Raw genomic sequence first — 16414 nt, forward strand, 5'->3', positions numbered from 1 at the left:
AATTTATTTTAGTTAGTAAAATACACAAAACTTAATATAAAGCCGCCCTAAAACGCGATGCACTGAGCGACTTGTACTGAGCGCAGCCGAAGTATGCCGAAGTGGCGGGGTTTTAAACCCAATTTTCCGATAAATTGTGTAGCGCATTAGTTTCTCATGAAAAATATAGGATTAAGTCTTGACAATTATTTTATCAAAGATAGATAAACAAAGCATTGGGATCATCAAGGGATCAAGAGACAAAAGAGGAAAATTCATGGAACCAAAAAGAATGTATAGGCTGATATTCATTGTCAACGGGAAAATTTAAAGGGATGATGCAGTTTATTCCCTAAATATTCAGTAAAATATAAAAATCTCCTGAAATTTTTCAAGTTGTGGCCTCAGTTTTCTCATAGAGAAAAGCGACAACCCATGATAGGCTAAGGAAAATCCCTAAGCTCAAGCAGCTTTAACGTTTCCATCAAAGCGTATTTCAGTAGCCAGCTAAATCAACTTGATCGGGCTGTCATTAATCCCAATGTACCCAGTAACCCAAACTAACATGGCGACTAACAACGACGCAAATAACCGTGTTTTTCTATATGAAGTGGTGATTCAACCCCAAATGGCGGCACTTAACCAACTTAACGGTTTATTTCAACGTCGGGGGAAATTTTACTTAAAAGTCCCTTATGAACGGATGAACCAAGAAATGCAACGGATCACCCGCTTAGGAGGCAAAATTGTTAACATTATGCCTATTAATTCTCTTGATGAGCTACCTATTAAACGGGAGCTTGAATTGCCCTGGTGGGTTGAAATTATGACAACTCAGCCCCATTGTTTGTATTATTTTGGCCCTTTTGATAGTCCCGAAGAAGCCCAAATTAATCAAGGGGGTTATGTGGAAGACTTAGAACAAGAAGGCGTAAGCACTATTACCATAAAAATTAAACAATGTCAACCCCAAATCTTAACTCAAGAATTGGATGGGGTTAGATACTGATGTCTAAAAACTATTAAAACGAACAGGAGTAATCAAAATTATGGACGCATTAGAATTTTTTCAAAATAGTTCAGGGAAATGGCGATCGCAGCGCACGACTCATCATTTAGCCTTTAGACGGGCAGAAATTGGCAACTCAGAGATTTATGTAGAAGCTATCGGGCCAGATCATCCAAAAATTGCCGAAATTTGTCAACTACACGACTTTGATCCCGCTTTAGCCATTGGGGGTGCGTTTGTCAGTTGGGATGGTTCAATGGCTTGGGATAAAGAAGACGAAAATCACGAAGGTAACACTATTTTTGCCTTAATCCCGGATTCTAATAATCCGAGAGAGGGAATGCTCTTACGAGAGAGAGGTTACGCCGAAATTGTCCCCATTGCGGGCCGTTATCAGATAGATGAGGATAATGCCCTAGTGTTGGTGACAGAGTACGACACCATGAGTACCATTGAAAGGTTTTGGTTTGTAAATCCTGACCTAAGATTGAGAACGAGTACCGTCCAGAGGTTTGGTGGCTTTAATACGGCGACGTTTTGCGCGGAGATGCGTCAGGAAGATAACCCGAAGGGTTCGGCCAATGTTGTTGGGAACGTCTCAACCCTCAATCCTTGCTATTCCATCACGGGTTGGTAAGCTTGAGATCTTGCACCATGATTTAACAATAACAAAACCCCGATTTTAAAAGACAGGAAACCAAGCATGACTTTGTTACTATTGGGTAAAAAATCGGGGTTTTCAAACTAGGTGCAAGATCTCAGTCAGGGAAAACAAAGCTCAAGGATGGGTGGGAAAATGACCACAGAATTAGCTTAATGTCCCTCTCTTTCTCCCTCCTTTTCTAAGTTAATTGTAATAATTCTTAATATTACTCCTCTTAACGTACCCAACTCCCTTATGATTAGGATTACAGTTTTTGTGCGATTCGTTGAGCTAGAAAGCTTGTACTAACAAGTGTGTAGCTCGTTCAGAACATAGAAATCTGAATAACTGTTGATTTGTTGGCTAAAAGGAGCCACACTCGGAATCAAAGGAGAAATCCTAAGAGTGACGACATAACCCCCCGTTTTGGATTTAGTAAATCCAGGATGGAAGCGGGGTTAAAAAGGGAACCCGTCCTGAAACAGCAAGATATGCCGTTCCCTGAGTCAATTGGTCATGGTTAAAACACTAAGTTGAATCATTGTCCGAACCCTCACTTCTAAATCAAGTAGCTTAACTGTTTGATAAGCTGCGTTCAAAACGAACATGGTGAAAAGTAGAGTTCTGAAAACAACATCTACAAAGATTCCTAAAAGTAACCTGGGGGATAGATGAAACCTAAAACCAATAATCCCAAATCAACGGAACGAAGTAACCCCATGACTGCTCTTACCACTGGTCGAGTAGGTAAGAAGTGACAAACTTAAGCGCAAGGGTCATGGGGGTGAGAAGCAATAAGAAGCCAATGCCTACTTGTAATGAGTACGGATATGCTGACGTATTGCTGGTTTATTAGTAAGGAATAGTCTCTAGTAGAGGTATCAAATGTCGAAAGCGAGTATAACCAAGACTACGCACGAATGGAACACCATCAATTGGGCTAAAGTCCAAAGAAAGGTGTTTAAGCTTCAAAAACGAATATTTCAAGCTGTTAAATCAGGTGATAAGGTCAAAGCTAAAAAGCTTCAAAAACTCCTGATTAAGTCACATTACGCAAAGCTCTTAGCTGTACGCAAAGTAACCCAAGATAATCAAGGCAAGAAAACGGCTGGCGTTGATGGAATAAAGGTAACACACCCTAACCAAAGATTGAGGCTAGTCAACGAGCTAAATGTTGAAGGTTATAAAGCAAAGGCACTCTTGAGGGTATGGATACCAAAACCTGGACGGGATGAAAAACGCCCTCTAGGAATCCCTACTATTAAAGATAGAGCCATGCAAGCCTTGGTTAAATCAGCCTTAGAACCGTACTGGGAAGCCCAATTTGAGGGTACATCATACGGATTTAGACCAGGCAGAAGCGTACATGATGCTATCGGTAGGATATATGTGGCAATTAATAAAAGAGCCAAATACGTTCTAGATGCCGATATATCAAAGTGTTTTGACATGATTAACCATGATTACCTACTGTCCAAAGTAGATTGTCCCACCAGCATGAAACACATCATCAAGAAGTGGTTGAAAGCTGGTGTAATAGATAACGGCATATTCGAGGATACCGACAACGGAACCCCCCAATGCGGTGTAATTAGTCCTTTATTGGCTAACATCGCACTGCACGGAATGATTGACCACTTACAAAACCACTTCCCTAAAACAAATATTAGGGAAGATGGTTCATGCAATACAGGGTATAAACCCAAGGTCATCCGTTATGCCGATGACTTCGTAGTTCTCCATGAAGACTACAACGTTATTCTACAATGTAAGTCCTTAATATCTCAATGGTTAGAACAGGTTGGATTAGAACTCAAACTTGAGAAAACCTCTATCAGACACTCTCTCAAGAGCATCGAAATAAATGGGGAAACCGTTGAACCTGGGTTTGATTTCCTAGGGTTTAATATACGTTCATATCCAGTTGGTATACACCACTCTGGAAAGATAGTTAATAAACTCATGAACGTAAATAAACACATTGGATTTAAGACCATAATCAAACCCAGTAAAAAGGCAATAAAGGCACATCATAGAGCTTTAAAAGAGGTTGTCAATTCTCACAGAGATGCACCTCAAGCAGCATTAATCAGTAGATTAAACCCCATAATCAGAGGATGGAGTAATTTCTACTCTACTGTATGTAGTAAAGAAATATTCTCATCCGAAGACCATATTATGTGGGAAATGCTTAGAGCCTGGACAGTCAGAAGGAAGAAAAAGAAAACACCATTAATAAAAGCCCTCAGAAAATATTTCTCACACGGAAAAAACGGAATATGGACGTTCCAAACCGGAAAAACGTACCTAATAACCCATGCTGAAAGAGAGATAAAGAGACACACATTGGTTAGACCTGATTCTTCCCCTTATGATGGAAACTGGACTTACTGGAGTACACGACGAGGTAACTACCCAGAAACACCCGCAAGAGTATCAAAGCTCTTGAAGAAACAAAAAGGCAAGTGCGCGTTATGTAACCAACACTTTACACCTGATGACTTGATAGAAATTGACCATATTATCCCCAAGTCGAAAGGCGGTAAGGAAGAAGACAAAAACTACCAAGCTCTACATCGTCACTGTCATGATGTCAAAAGCAAAAATGACGGCTCCTGTAAATGGTCAGACAATGGCTATGAATGGTATGATGATGTGTTAACAGTACCGATGACAACGGGCTAATTGCCGAGAGCCGTATGAGGTGAAAGTCTCATGTACGGTTCGGAATGGGAGTTGTGGTAGGTGACTACCACTTCGACCCCTTCTAAGACTTTGTAAAATAACGGAGGTTCAAACTTGGCTCTTCCTCTTTTAAATTACGCGCCAAAATCCCAAAATGCGCGGGTAGAAGGATACATCGTACCAGGAGACGAACAACCGATCGTCTTCACTACTGAAAATCTCCTCTCTCCAGGAGATATGGGTAATCTGATCGAAGCTGCTTACCGCCAGATCTTTTTCCATGCGTTTAAGTGGGATCGGGAACCTGTCCTAGAATCTCAACTCCGTAATGGACAAATTACCGTGCGGGACTTCATTCGTGGTTTGTTACTCTCTAAGACGTTTATCAACAGCTTCTACGAGAAAAATAGTAACTACCGCTTTGTTGAGCAGTGTGTTCAACGGGTACTTGGCCGCGATGTTTACAGCGAACGGGAAAAAATCACTTGGTCTATTGTCGTTGCGACCAAAGGATACGGCGGTTTCATCGACGAATTACTCAATAGTGACGAGTATCTAGAAAACTTCGGTTATGATACCGTTCCTTTCCAACGTCGTCGTAACTTACCTGGACGCGAAGCTGGAGAAACTCCTTTCAACATTAAGTCTCCCCGTTATGATGGCTACTATCGCACGATTTTGGGCTTCCCCCAAATCGTTTGGCAAAACGAAATCCGTCGTTATGTTCCTCAAGACCAAAAAGCCAAAGCGGGCGATCCTGCAAACTTCTTAGGAGTAGCACGGAGTCTTCCCAGTGCCAAAGGAAACCCTACTGGCCGGGTTTCTACCGGAAATCTGGATTATATGTCGGCTGTTCCTCGTCGCTAATTAAAACGGCGTTACGCTGAAGCTTAAGGCTTAGGGAAAGTTGCGGATGGGCAGAATGATTTAGTCAAACGGACAACGTTATTCTGTGGATCTGTGGCTTTCCCTAATTTTATTGGTAAGTATAGGAGGAACAATTATGATAGAACCTAGCAGCATTCGACATCCAGAGGGTTATAAACCAATTACTAAAGAGGTTAAACCTGGATTATATGTAATTGAAAATGCTTATGAAGGGGAATATGTTTATTTTGAAAATGATTCTTTTCCTCATGAACAATCTTCCTCTGAGGTGATTAATGATTCTGAAAAAACGTCTGAAACAGTAGAATTAGAAGGAATTGGTGAAAAAATGCGTCAGCGTTTAGGAACTACTGAACCTAAACCGACAAAAAAACCTCAAATCACTCAAAAATATACCAGTGAAATAGACGCATAATTGATGAGAATTTTGGTAGATGCTGATATTATTGTAGAGTATTTACTGAATCGAGAAGATTTCAGAATAGAGGCTGAGATTCTCTGGAAAATTATAGAATCTCGGAAATTTGAGGCGTTTATTACAGAAAATGGATTGGCAAAAATTTGCTTTTATATTAGCCAATTAGTAAATCCTGATGATGTTCAAGAAACCATTAATGAGCTTCAAAAAGTTCTAAAAGTTTGTCCTGTTAATAACGATATCGTCGTATGACTGCTTGTTTACGAGATGCAGAAATTATTCTGCGTTATACAACTTACGCACTATTGTGTTGTGATGCTAGTATATTAGAGGATCGTTGTTTGAAGGGTTTAAAAGAAACCTATCTAGCATTAGGTGTTCCCATTGGTTCTGCTATTTATTCTATAACTATGATGAGAAGTAATATAATTGACTTAATTAATAAGCTTAATAGGAATTCTCAACTAGAATGGATTACTACCGATGGTGATTATTTATCTATAAATCAGGAACTTAATACTTATTTTGATCTTATTATTTCTTCATTGTCCTAATTTGTCAGATTTTTTCAATTACTCATTATCATTAAAAACTCGTTCAATAATCCGACGATTTTCTGCTTGTAACCCCCTAATTTCTGACTGACTCAATCATTCATTGAGACAAAATATTTGAGTTTTCTTCTGTAGTCAACTGTCGCTGGATTAATTGCTCCATCGTTTGTGCTAAATTTCTTAAAGCATTGTAAACATTTTCAAAATGACGGTCATTTAATGTCATAAAAACAAAACATTATTTATCGTTATTAATAGAAAATTAAACTATAATAATATAATAGCTTCAAGCAGATCCTGTAAGAAGTAAGGTTAGTGGAGAATTTGCGGTGGCTGTTCATCTTGACACCTATGACCCCGAAACATTTTATGATGAATTGTACGAAGCAGCAGGACAACCGAGATCCCATGCTGCCTCGTTAATTCAATGGATGCAGCAATTATCTTTAGAACAACTGCAACAACATCTAGACACAGCACAACTCGCATTATTTAATTTAGGGGTTACATTTCGCGTTTACAATGACAATCAAGGGGTAGAAAGAATATTTCCTTTTGATATTATTCCCCGTATTATTGATGGCAATGAATGGCAACAGTTAGAAAAAGGTCTTAAGCAAAGAATTCGCGCTTTAAACCTATTTTTAGGGGATATTTATGACCAACAAAAAATTATTAAAGATGGCAAAATTCCCCGCAAAATCATTGAATCAGCCCAAGGTTTTCTTGATCCTTGTGTTAATTTAACCCCACCATCAGGCATTTGGTGTCATATTACAGGCACAGATTTAGTCCGTCATAATGATGGTCAATGGTATGTTTTAGAAGATAATTTGCGGGTTCCTTCTGGTATTTCTTATGTCTTAGAAAACCGTCGGGTCATGAAAAGCACTTTTCCCCAAATTTTCCAAACCATGGCCGTTAAACCTGTGGATGACTATGCAAGTCATCTATTAGAAACCTTACTCAATTTAGCAAGTCCTCAAATTCCCGATCCTACGGTGGTTGTTTTAACACCAGGAATCTATAATTCTGCCTATTTTGAACACTCATTTTTAGCTCAACAAATGGGGGTAGAATTAGTAGAAGGACGAGACTTAGTTGTAGTTGATGGTTATTTGCAAATGAAGACCACAAAAGGACTACAACGGGTTGATGTGGTTTATCGTCGTGTGGATGATGAATTTATTGACCCCTTAGAGTTTCGTGCTGACTCTTTTTTAGGGGTTCGGGGGTTAATGGAGGTTTATCGTCAGGGAAGGGTTGCTTTAGCGAATGCACCAGGTACAGGGGTTGCTGATGATAAGGTGGTTTATGCTTATGTACCTGAAATGATTCGCTATTATTTAGGAGAAGATCCAATTTTATCGAATGTTCCTACTTATTTGTGTTGGAAAGAAAGTGATCGCAATTATGTCTTAGATAACTTAGATAAATTAGTGGTGAAAGCGGCCAATGAAGCTGGTGGTTATGGTATGTTAGTGGGAGTTAATTCTACTCAAGAACAACGGGAAGAATTTGCCAAAAGAATAATAGCTAATCCTCGTAATTATATCGCTCAACCTACCTTAAGTTTATCTCGCGTCCCAACCTTTATTGATGGACAAATAGAAGGACGACACGTTGATTTACGTCCCTATATTTTACATCGCGGCGATGAAATTCATGTTCACCCAGGGGGACTAACAAGGGTTGCTTTAACGAAAGGATCTTTAGTAGTTAATTCTTCTCAAGGTGGAGGCAGTAAAGACACTTGGGTTTTGAACAGTTAAACTAAGGGCAAATGGCCATTTGTCCTTAGATCAATTATCAATTTTATTAGTTATAATTTCCATGTTAAGTCGTGTTGCAGATTCAATTTATTGGTTAAATCGTTACATTGAACGAGCAGATAATGTGGCTCGTTTTGTAGATGTCAACCTCAACTTAATGTTAGATTTACCCCCAGGCGTTAGCCAACAATGGGAACCTTTGATATTAATAACGGGAGATCTAAAGCTATTTTCTGAAAAGTATGGAAAAGCCACATCAGAAAATGTCATTCAATTCTTAACTTTTGATCAAGACTATTCTAATTCTATTCTATCTTGTTTACAAATGGCGCGAGAAAATGCCCGTTCTGTGCGAGAAATTATTTCCTCAGAAATGTGGGAGGAAGTGAATCGTTTTTATCGTCTGATTATGGATGCAGCGAAATATCATCCTCAATCTACTCTCCCCTATTTTTTCACCCAAATAAAACTTTCTAGCCATCGTTTCGCGGGAGTAATGGATGCTACCATGACTCATAATGAGGCATGGCACTTTGGCCACATGGGAAGACTTCAAGAAAGGGCTGATAAAACGGCTCGTATTCTTGATGTAAAATACTTCTATTTATTGCCCTCTGCGGAATGGGTAGGAACCCCTTTAGATCAAATTCAATGGATCGCTCTTTTAAAGTCAGCAAGTGCTTATGAAATGTATCGAAAATGTCAACGACGTATTTTGCCAAATAACGTGGCAGAATTTTTGATTTTAAACCGAGAGTTTCCCAGATCTATCTATTTTTGTTTGCGTCAAGTACAACATTCCCTTCATCAAATTACAGGAACGCCCTTAGAAATTTGGAGTAATTCCGCCGAAAGATCCTTAGGCCGTTTGTGTTCCGAATTAGCTTATACTGTGATTGATGATATCATGGAAGTTGGATTACATGAATTTTTAGACCGCATTCAAACTCGTGTCAATACTATTGGAGAAAAAATGGGAGAAACCTTCTTTGTGACTGATTTTAGTGAACAATTATCCATCCAAAATTAAACAAAAATAAAGTGCGTTATTCTATTAATCATCAAACTATTTATACCTATAGTCAACCCGTTTTTCTCAACCCCCATAGTCTGAGAATGCGGCCTCGTTCTGATGGTAGGCAAAATCTCTTAAACTTTTCATTATCTATTACTCCAAGTCCCAAAGAAACAGCCGAAATTGTCGATTTAAACGGCAATAATGTGATTCAATTATGGTTTACTTATCCCACAGAAATATTAACTATTAATATCAGATCTGAGGTAAAAACTTATAATAATAATCCCTTTAGCTATTTATTAGAACCTTGGGCTGTAAATTTACCGATTGATTATCCAATTTCTTTATTTAATCAATTGCAACCTTATCTTGATTTTTACAATAAAATTCCTGATCCTGCTATTGTTCAATTAGCCCAAGAAATTCTACATAAAGTTCAAGGCAATACCTTAAATTTTTTGTCAAGTTTAAATCAGAAAATATATGAAAACTGTCACTATACGATTAGAGAAACGGGGGAAGCTTGGCAACCTGGAATTACTTGGAAAAACCAACAAGGATCTTGTCGTGATAACGCCTTATTATTTATGGAAGCTTGTCGCGTGGTAGGATTAGGAGTAAGATTTGTCAGTGGCTATCAAGAAGGCGATCGCCATCAAGAACAAAGAGACTTACACGCTTGGGTAGAAGTGTATTTGCCAGGGGGAGGTTGGCGCGGTTATGATCCCACTCATGGGTTAGCTGTAGCCCATGGATATATGGCCTTAGCCGCCAGTCCCTTCCCCCAAGGGGCCGCCCCCGTAACCGGAGAAATTACCCCCGTTAGACCCATTGTAGAGACAAATCAGCCCCCAAAATCAGCGATCGCAGTTCATCTTTTTATTGAACATCAGGACGAATAAATATTAGTAATTAACCCTAAAAATATCAATCCTAGTCTTTCTTAAAATTAGTAACTTATGATTTCTAGCTTTCCTCAATTATCTTCTCTTAACTTCTCCCAAATTCGCCTAGAAATTCGCAATCTTCAAGCGCAATTAGTGCAATGGCGACGGCACTTACACCAACGTCCTGAGTTGGGTTTTCAAGAAGAAATTACGGCAGCTTTTATCGCCCAAAAATTAACAAAAATGGGCATTCCTCATCAAACAGGTATCGCCAAAACGGGAATTATTGCCATTATTAAAAGCCCTCATCCTGGCCCAGTTTTAGCCCTTCGCGCTGATATGGATGCCTTACCAATTCATGAAGAAAATGAAGTGTCTTATCGTTCCCAACATCAAGGAATTATGCACGCTTGTGGCCATGATGGACATATTACCATTGCATTAGGAACTGCCCATTATTTATGGCAACATCGTGAGGACTTTCAAGGCACAGTAAAAATCATTTTTCAACCTGCTGAAGAAAGTCCAGGGGGTGCTAAACCCATGATAGAAGAAGGGGTGTTAAAAAATCCTGATGTTGATGCTATTATTGGGCTACATTTATGGAATAATTTGCCTTTAGGAACCGTTGGGGTACGCAGTGGCCCTTTAATGGCGGCCGTTGAATGTTTTCGCCTCAATATATTTGGAAAAGGCGGCCATGGGGCAATGCCTCACCAAACTATTGATTCTGTGGTGGTTAGCGCACAAATAGTTAATGCTTTGCAGTCTATTGTTTCTCGTAATGTTAACCCCATTGATTCTGCGGTGGTAACGGTAGGGGAACTTCATGCAGGAACAGCCTTAAATGTGATTGCTGATACGGCAAGAATGAGTGGAACGGTGCGCTATTTTAATCCTGAGTTTGAAGGATATTTTGGGCAAAGAATTGGGGAAATTGTGGGGGGAATTTGTCAAGCTTATGGGGCTAATTATGAACTTGATTATTGGCGTTTATATCCTCCAGTTATTAATGATGAAAAAATGGCAGAGTTGGTGCGTTCAGTAGCCTTAGAAGTGGTAGAAACCCCCGCAGGAATTGCCCCGACTTGTCAGACAATGGGAGGTGAAGATATGTCCTTCTTTTTGCAAGAAGTCCCAGGATGTTACTTCTTTTTGGGGTCAGCTAATCATGAAAAAGGTTTGGCCTATCCTCATCATCATCCTCGTTTTGATTTTGATGAGACAGTATTACCTTTGGGAGTGGAAATGTTTGTGCGTTGTGTGGAAAAGTTTTATCAAAATTTTACAAAATTATAGCAACAACACTTAACTTGTAGATAAATTTTCTGATCAATGTCTATAATTAAAATATCTCAACTGTCCATCATATTAAAAACCCTTCAAATCAGAGGTTCAAATGGTTGTTGCGATCGCTAAATCCATAACCGTCGAAGAATACTTAGCACAGGAAGAAGTTGCCCAAGACAAAAGCGAATTAATTAATGGAGAAATGATTAAAATGGCAGGAGCTTCTGCTAATCACAATCTTTTAACGGGTAAACTGCACGCTCGGTTGTTATTAGCGTTAGAAGACTTGGGTTATACGGTATTTATGAGTGATATGAAACTTTGGCCGCCCTATTTTCAAAACTATTTTTATCCTGATGTCATGGTAATTAAGGGCGAACCTTGCTTTACCGATGCAAAACAAACCGCAGTGACTAATCCTTGTTTAATTGCAGAAATATTATCAGTTTCAACGGAAGGATTTGATAAGAATCAGAAATTTACTTTTTATCGCACGATCCCTGAATTACAAGAATATCTGTTAATTGATCAATGTGCTTATCGGGTAGAATTATATCGTAAAGTTGGCAATCGCCAATGGTTATTAACAGAATTTATCGGTCAAGAAGAAGTGGTTACTTTAGAATCTGTAGCCCTAGAAATTACACTAGGGGATTTGTATAAACGAGTCAATTTTATAGGAGAGTGATAATCGGGAAATATTTGCTGCTTATAAAGCGAGTTGAGGCTTTATTAGACATCTCCAAAAGCCCAGATTTTACCTTTTTTCCAGTCTAATCATCAATAATAGAATCTCGATCTAATAATAATAAATTGCGTAATTGATCCGTATCTAATTCTGTTAACCATTGTTCACCAGTATCAACAGTTTGTTCTGCTAACTGTTGTTTGCTTTCTAACATTTCATTAATTCTTTCTTCTAAGGTTCCAGTACAAACAAATTTATGTACCTGAACATTGCGTTTTTGTCCTAAGCGAAAAGCGCGATCAGTCGCCTGATTTTCTACCGCAGGGTTCCACCAACGATCAATATGAAAAACATGATTAGCGCGGGTTAAATTTAATCCTGTTCCTCCCGCTTTTAAGGAAAGAATAAAAATCTGGGGCCCCTTGGGATCATTTTGAAACTGATCAATCATTTCTTGTCTTTTTTCTCGACGAGTTGCCCCATATAAAAAGAGAACATCTTGAGAGAATTTTTTCATTAAATATTGTTGTAATAGTTTTCCCCACTCCGCAAACTGGGTAAAAATTAAGGCATGATCTCCTTCTTCAATAACTTCTTCTAACATTTCTTCTAATCTTAATAATTTACCTGATTTTTGTCCAGATTCTAAAGCTTTTTCTTTTAAAAAATGATCTGGATGGTTACAAATTTGTTTTAATTTTAGGAGTAAACTAAGAATTAATCCCCTGCGTTGAATTCCGGTTTGTTCCTCAATTTCTATGAGAGAATTATCAACTAATTGCTGATAAAGTTTAGCCTGTTCCGAAGATAAACCACAAAACACTGTCATTTCCTGTTTTTCAGGTAAATCTTGAATAATATCTCGATCCGTTTTCAATCTTCTTAAAATAAAAGGACGCACTAAAGAACGCATAATTTGTAAAGATTCTTTATCTCCATATTTTTCAATTGGGGTGGCAAAACGACGGCGAAAAAATTGCTGTGTCCCTAGAAATCCTGGGTTAAGAAAATCAAGAATTGACCATAATTCTATCAAACGATTTTCCACAGGGGTTCCTGTTAAAGCCACTCGAAATTGTGTAGATAATTGACGTACTGCTTGAGACTGTTTTGCTTGAGGATTTTTAATATTTTGTGCTTCATCTAAGACAATTCCTTGCCATTCAATCTGCTCAAAAGTTTTAAGATCTCGATAAATTAAGGCGTAACTTGTAATCACCAAATTTTCCTTATTAACTGCCTTAATAAAGTCTTTGCCCTTACTTCTTTTATCCCCATGATGAATTAAAGTAGAGAGGGTTGGTGCAAATTTTTTGACTTCTCTTTCCCAGTTATTTAAAACCGAAGTAGGGCAGACAATTAAAGTAGGTTTTGTTAACATATCTTCGTCTTTTAAATAGAGAAGAAATCCTATAAGTTGGGGGGTTTTTCCTAATCCCATATCATCGGCTAAACAAGCCCCTAAGCCCCATTTTTCAAGAAAGGCTAACCAACCCACTCCTCGCTGTTGATAAGGTCGTAATTGCCCTTTAAAACCGGGTGGATTTTCAATTGATTGTATGGATTGATTATCATTAATACTATTAATTAATTGCGCTAAATCTCCGGTTGTTTCAAAGTTAGTAACAGGCAGTTTGGCTAAGATTGAATTATCTCCTGTACTGAGGCGTAAAGCATCTTCAACGGATAATTGAAGCGGTTCATAGGATTTACTTAAAATAGTTTGTGCTGCTTTAACATCTGTCGGTTGTAAGGCGATCCATTCTCCATTAATTTCGACTAAAGGAGATTTTTTAGATAATAATTTTTCAAAGTCTTTCTGAGAAATTTTTGTCTCTCCAATGGCCAAGTTTAATTGATAATTTAGTAAACTTTTTAGGCTGAGTCTTTCTCCTTTTTTCGCTTCAACTCCTGCGGTTAAACTGATACCTAAACGCTTTTCTTTTACCCCTTTAGCTAAACTTGGGGGCAGTATAACTCCTAAACCATTATCTTTTAAAATTTCAGCAATTGAGCGAATAAATTCATAAACTTGAATCGGATCTAATTGACAAGAAGTTGGGGATGCTTCTTGTAAGCTTTCTTTAATGATAAAATACAAGCGTGAAGCTAATCCTAATCCTTTTAATAGGGTTTCTTGAGGATTTTCTATGGTGCGGTTTTGCCAAACTAATTGTTTAACAGGATGTTGCCATATTGTTTCGGCATCAATAATAAATTCGGCATCATCTAACGCTTGTAAGCTATATTTTAATGTCCAATTTGTTTCATCAGAATTTGGTAGATCTGGGGGTGGATTTTCTAATTTGAAACAAACGCGAAATTGATTAATTCCTAGTTTATTTTCACCAGGAATAATTAGATAGTCATCAAGAGAAGATGTCCAATTATTTAAGGCATTGCTAAGCTGTTTAATGTCTGTGTCTGAAGCAACAATTTGTGAGGATGTTTGTGTTAGAGACTGTAACCATTTTTGAATAAAAATATTAGGGGTAATTGATAAGGGAGAAAATAGACGAATTTGGTAATCAATAATAGTTGATAGAAAGTCAAGAATTATGGTTTGTTTTTCTAGTAATAGTCTTTCAGATGTCAAACTTAACTCATCCTTTCCCAGACAAGCTATGGGCATCAGTTGGGTGAATTTAGCTAACTGTGCCTGATCAATTAGACTGTCCAGCAAAGGATACCATAAACCTTGAGAGTTTCCGTCTTTTTGAGAGAGAATTCCTGGTAAATATTTCCCCCTACTCAACAAGTCAAGACTCCAACGATAAAGATGTGTCCAAAATTTTAGATCTTGACCAATATAATTTTCACTATTATCTGAAAACGCTAAGGGTAACTGACTCAAAAAATCAATTGTTTCTCTAGCATTAAGATATATTCCTTCTACTTGCCAAGGGTTTAAAAATACTGATTTTTTTGTCTTTTCCTGCTCTAATAATTGAATAGAAAATAAAGGAACAATCTGCTTTGCTTTAGTGTTTTTTTGACTTGGTAATGTAACAATTATAGAATCCCATTTTGCTTTTTTAAGTTCATTGATTTTAATATTTTGATTGTTTAAATAACCAAAGAAATCCAATTTATTTAAGCTAAAAGGATGTAGATTAACAGCATCATCTGAATAACTTTCTAAGGATAAAGTTCGCCAAGTTTCCCCCCAAATAAACAAATTACTTTGATGATTACTTTTCAGCCAAATTCCATGTAAAGTAGACATAATTTTCCTATTTGGGAATTCTTTTGTTAAATGATAACAGTTGATGGAACGTTAAATTCCAAGTGTCCAAATAAATTGTTCTCTATCACTCATAGATAGCAGTTTAAAGGCAGAAGTTTGAAGCCAAAGCTTATTGTATCATTTTTACTCCTTTTTCTGCTGAGTCCTTTTTATTTTCTCCTGTTCCCTGTCCTAAAGCTATAATTCAAGATACCGTTGTTATGCTAAATTATCACAAATAATAGACTTTAACTCTAAAGAGTTAAGCTATACAAACAAAGGTTGCCTACGCAACCTATAATTTAGTCAGCGAAGGCGGAATTAATTTTTGTAGAATCAGGTAATAGTGGCGTTATTAATTATTAATTTAGCTTTATCTATTAATGATTTGTAGTGCGTCAATAAAATATAACTTTATTCTCATTATCAAAGTAAAGGGAAAGAATATCTAAGCCAACTTTTTATGCTCATTTCTTTCCCAAATCTCTAATCAATCTCAATAAAAATGTTAGGAAGCATTAGAAACAACAAAAGTTTTATCAGCTTTCTTTAATTGATTAATTTCATTGATTAACTGAGATCGTTCCTCAGACAAGTCATATAACTGAACTTTCAATTTTGCATTTTCTAGGCGTAGTTTTTCAATTTCTTTGACCATCTCTTGAGAGTTTATATCTGTTGCTTGCTTAGAAATTACTACCGCATTTGCAATCGTTTTTTGCCTTGATTTGCTGTTAGAATTTTCTCGTTTTTGAGCTAATTTATTAAGAGTATTTTCTGATTTCTGAGGAATATAATCAATCAAAAAAGTAGAGGAAGAAACTTCGATTAATGGGGAGTCTTCATCAGTTAATTTTATTCCTTTAGTTCCCGTTAAATCTGCACCAGAAAAATTAGTATCTTGTAGATTTGCTCCTGTAAAATTTGCTCCCGTTAAATAAGCATTGCTGAGATCTGCTTTTTCTAAGTTAGCATTTTTAAGATTAGCATCGATTAAATAAGCCTCAATTAAATAGACTCCATAGAGATTTGCTTTGCGTAAAAAGGCTTGACTAAAATCAGCTTGTGTGAGATAGGAATAACTAAGATCAGCTTCATCAAATATCCCTTCAAGACAAATAGCAGAGGTAAAATCACTATGACGAAGATTTGCTTTAGTTAACAGCGCACAACTTAAATCAGCCCCATAAAAAATCGCTTTTTCTAAGTTAGCATTGATCAGATTTGCCCCTCTTAGGTTATGATTACTTAAATTAGCTCCTTGGAGATCAGGAATAAGATCAGGATTTTGTTTACGCCACTGATTCCAAGCTTCTAAATGACTGGTGAGGAGAGAAAAGTGCTGTGGGTTTGCCAT

At 37.4% G+C, this 16414-nt stretch carries 14 protein-coding genes and 1 pseudogene; 12 read left to right on the forward strand and 3 right to left on the reverse strand.

Going from position 1 to position 16414, the window contains the following annotated elements; translation table 11 throughout:
* The first annotated feature begins 544 nt into the window (after positions 1-544).
* From VB691_RS24405 to VB691_RS24435, 7 genes and pseudogenes are all read left to right on the forward strand, one after another.
* Positions 545-988 carry a DUF1816 domain-containing protein gene (locus VB691_RS24405; protein WP_323294125.1) on the forward strand — a complete coding sequence of 148 codons (444 nt, stop codon included), beginning with the start codon at positions 545-547 and terminating at the stop codon, positions 986-988.
* Positions 989-1028: 40 nt separating this feature from the next.
* The gene (locus VB691_RS24410) at positions 1029-1625 is read left to right on the forward strand and encodes a phycobiliprotein lyase (protein ID WP_323294126.1); all 597 of its coding nucleotides are present in this window, start codon (positions 1029-1031) and stop codon (positions 1623-1625) included.
* A gap of 891 nt (positions 1626-2516) precedes the next feature.
* Complete coding sequence (ltrA, locus tag VB691_RS24415) at positions 2517-4316, forward strand: group II intron reverse transcriptase/maturase (RefSeq protein ID WP_323294127.1); 1800 nt, start codon at positions 2517-2519, stop codon at positions 4314-4316.
* Between the two features lie 114 nt (positions 4317-4430).
* A complete protein-coding gene (locus VB691_RS24420; protein ID WP_323294128.1) occupies positions 4431-5183 on the forward strand; it encodes a phycobilisome rod-core linker polypeptide in 753 nt (250 codons plus the stop codon).
* A gap of 136 nt (positions 5184-5319) precedes the next feature.
* Positions 5320-5619: a hypothetical protein gene (locus VB691_RS24425; RefSeq protein ID WP_323294129.1), complete on the forward strand. Its 300-nt coding sequence runs from the start codon at positions 5320-5322 to the stop codon at positions 5617-5619.
* Between the two features lie 3 nt (positions 5620-5622).
* Entirely contained in the window at positions 5623-5874 is a 252-nt protein-coding gene (locus VB691_RS24430) for a PIN domain-containing protein (RefSeq protein WP_323294130.1), read from the forward strand.
* Positions 5865-6176: pseudogene (locus VB691_RS24435) on the forward strand (bleomycin hydrolase); the annotation flags it as partial. The gene VB691_RS24430 and the pseudogene VB691_RS24435, both read left to right, overlap by 10 nt.
* A 100-nt stretch (positions 6177-6276) precedes the next feature.
* On the opposite strand, the gene VB691_RS24440 reads toward VB691_RS24435, so the two are convergent.
* Positions 6277-6402, reverse strand: coding sequence for a hypothetical protein (locus tag VB691_RS24440; protein ID WP_323294132.1), 126 nt, complete (start codon positions 6400-6402; stop codon positions 6277-6279).
* Between the two features lie 103 nt (positions 6403-6505).
* On the opposite strand from VB691_RS24440, the gene VB691_RS24445 reads away from it, so the two are divergent.
* The 5 genes from VB691_RS24445 (at position 6506) to VB691_RS24465 (ending at position 11831) form a co-directional block, all read left to right on the forward strand.
* Positions 6506-7948 (forward strand): circularly permuted type 2 ATP-grasp protein, encoded by a 1443-nt coding sequence (locus tag VB691_RS24445; protein WP_323294133.1) that lies wholly within the window; start codon positions 6506-6508, stop codon positions 7946-7948.
* 61 nt (positions 7949-8009) lie between these two features.
* Entirely contained in the window at positions 8010-8978 is a 969-nt protein-coding gene (locus VB691_RS24450; RefSeq protein WP_323294134.1) for an alpha-E domain-containing protein, read from the forward strand.
* Between the two features lie 11 nt (positions 8979-8989).
* Entirely contained in the window at positions 8990-9868 is an 879-nt protein-coding gene (locus VB691_RS24455) for a transglutaminase family protein (RefSeq protein ID WP_323294135.1), read from the forward strand.
* A gap of 57 nt (positions 9869-9925) precedes the next feature.
* Complete coding sequence (locus VB691_RS24460; RefSeq protein ID WP_323294136.1) at positions 9926-11152, forward strand: M20 family metallopeptidase; 1227 nt, start codon at positions 9926-9928, stop codon at positions 11150-11152.
* Positions 11153-11252: 100 nt separating this feature from the next.
* A complete protein-coding gene (locus VB691_RS24465) occupies positions 11253-11831 on the forward strand; it encodes a Uma2 family endonuclease (protein ID WP_323294137.1) in 579 nt (192 codons plus the stop codon).
* An 85-nt stretch (positions 11832-11916) separates the two neighbouring features.
* On the opposite strand, the gene VB691_RS24470 is transcribed toward VB691_RS24465, so the two are convergent.
* The gene (locus VB691_RS24470) at positions 11917-15057 is read right to left on the reverse strand and encodes a DEAD/DEAH box helicase (RefSeq protein WP_323294138.1); all 3141 of its coding nucleotides are present in this window, start codon (positions 15055-15057) and stop codon (positions 11917-11919) included.
* Between the two features lie 508 nt (positions 15058-15565).
* A complete protein-coding gene (locus tag VB691_RS24475) occupies positions 15566-16414 on the reverse strand; it encodes a pentapeptide repeat-containing protein (RefSeq protein ID WP_323294139.1) in 849 nt (282 codons plus the stop codon).

This window comes from Crocosphaera sp. XPORK-15E, assembly GCF_034931425.1.
Classification (GTDB): domain Bacteria; phylum Cyanobacteriota; class Cyanobacteriia; order Cyanobacteriales; family Microcystaceae; genus UHCC-0190.

Coding starts and splice junctions, on each gene's coding strand:
- VB691_RS24405 (WP_323294125.1), top strand. CDS start 545: ATGGCGACTAACAACGACGCAAATAACCGTGTTTTTCTATATGAAGTG.
- VB691_RS24410 (WP_323294126.1), top strand. CDS start 1,029: ATGGACGCATTAGAATTTTTTCAAAATAGTTCAGGGAAATGGCGATCG.
- ltrA (WP_323294127.1), top strand. CDS start 2,517: ATGTCGAAAGCGAGTATAACCAAGACTACGCACGAATGGAACACCATC.
- VB691_RS24425 (WP_323294129.1), top strand. CDS start 5,320: ATGATAGAACCTAGCAGCATTCGACATCCAGAGGGTTATAAACCAATT.
- VB691_RS24430 (WP_323294130.1), top strand. CDS start 5,623: ATGAGAATTTTGGTAGATGCTGATATTATTGTAGAGTATTTACTGAAT.
- VB691_RS24440 (WP_323294132.1), bottom strand. CDS start 6,402: ATGACATTAAATGACCGTCATTTTGAAAATGTTTACAATGCTTTAAGA.
- VB691_RS24450 (WP_323294134.1), top strand. CDS start 8,010: ATGTTAAGTCGTGTTGCAGATTCAATTTATTGGTTAAATCGTTACATT.
- VB691_RS24460 (WP_323294136.1), top strand. CDS start 9,926: ATGATTTCTAGCTTTCCTCAATTATCTTCTCTTAACTTCTCCCAAATT.
- VB691_RS24465 (WP_323294137.1), top strand. CDS start 11,253: ATGGTTGTTGCGATCGCTAAATCCATAACCGTCGAAGAATACTTAGCA.
- VB691_RS24470 (WP_323294138.1), bottom strand. CDS start 15,057: ATGTCTACTTTACATGGAATTTGGCTGAAAAGTAATCATCAAAGTAAT.
- VB691_RS24475 (WP_323294139.1), bottom strand. CDS start 16,414: ATGGCAAACCCACAGCACTTTTCTCTCCTCACCAGTCATTTAGAAGCT.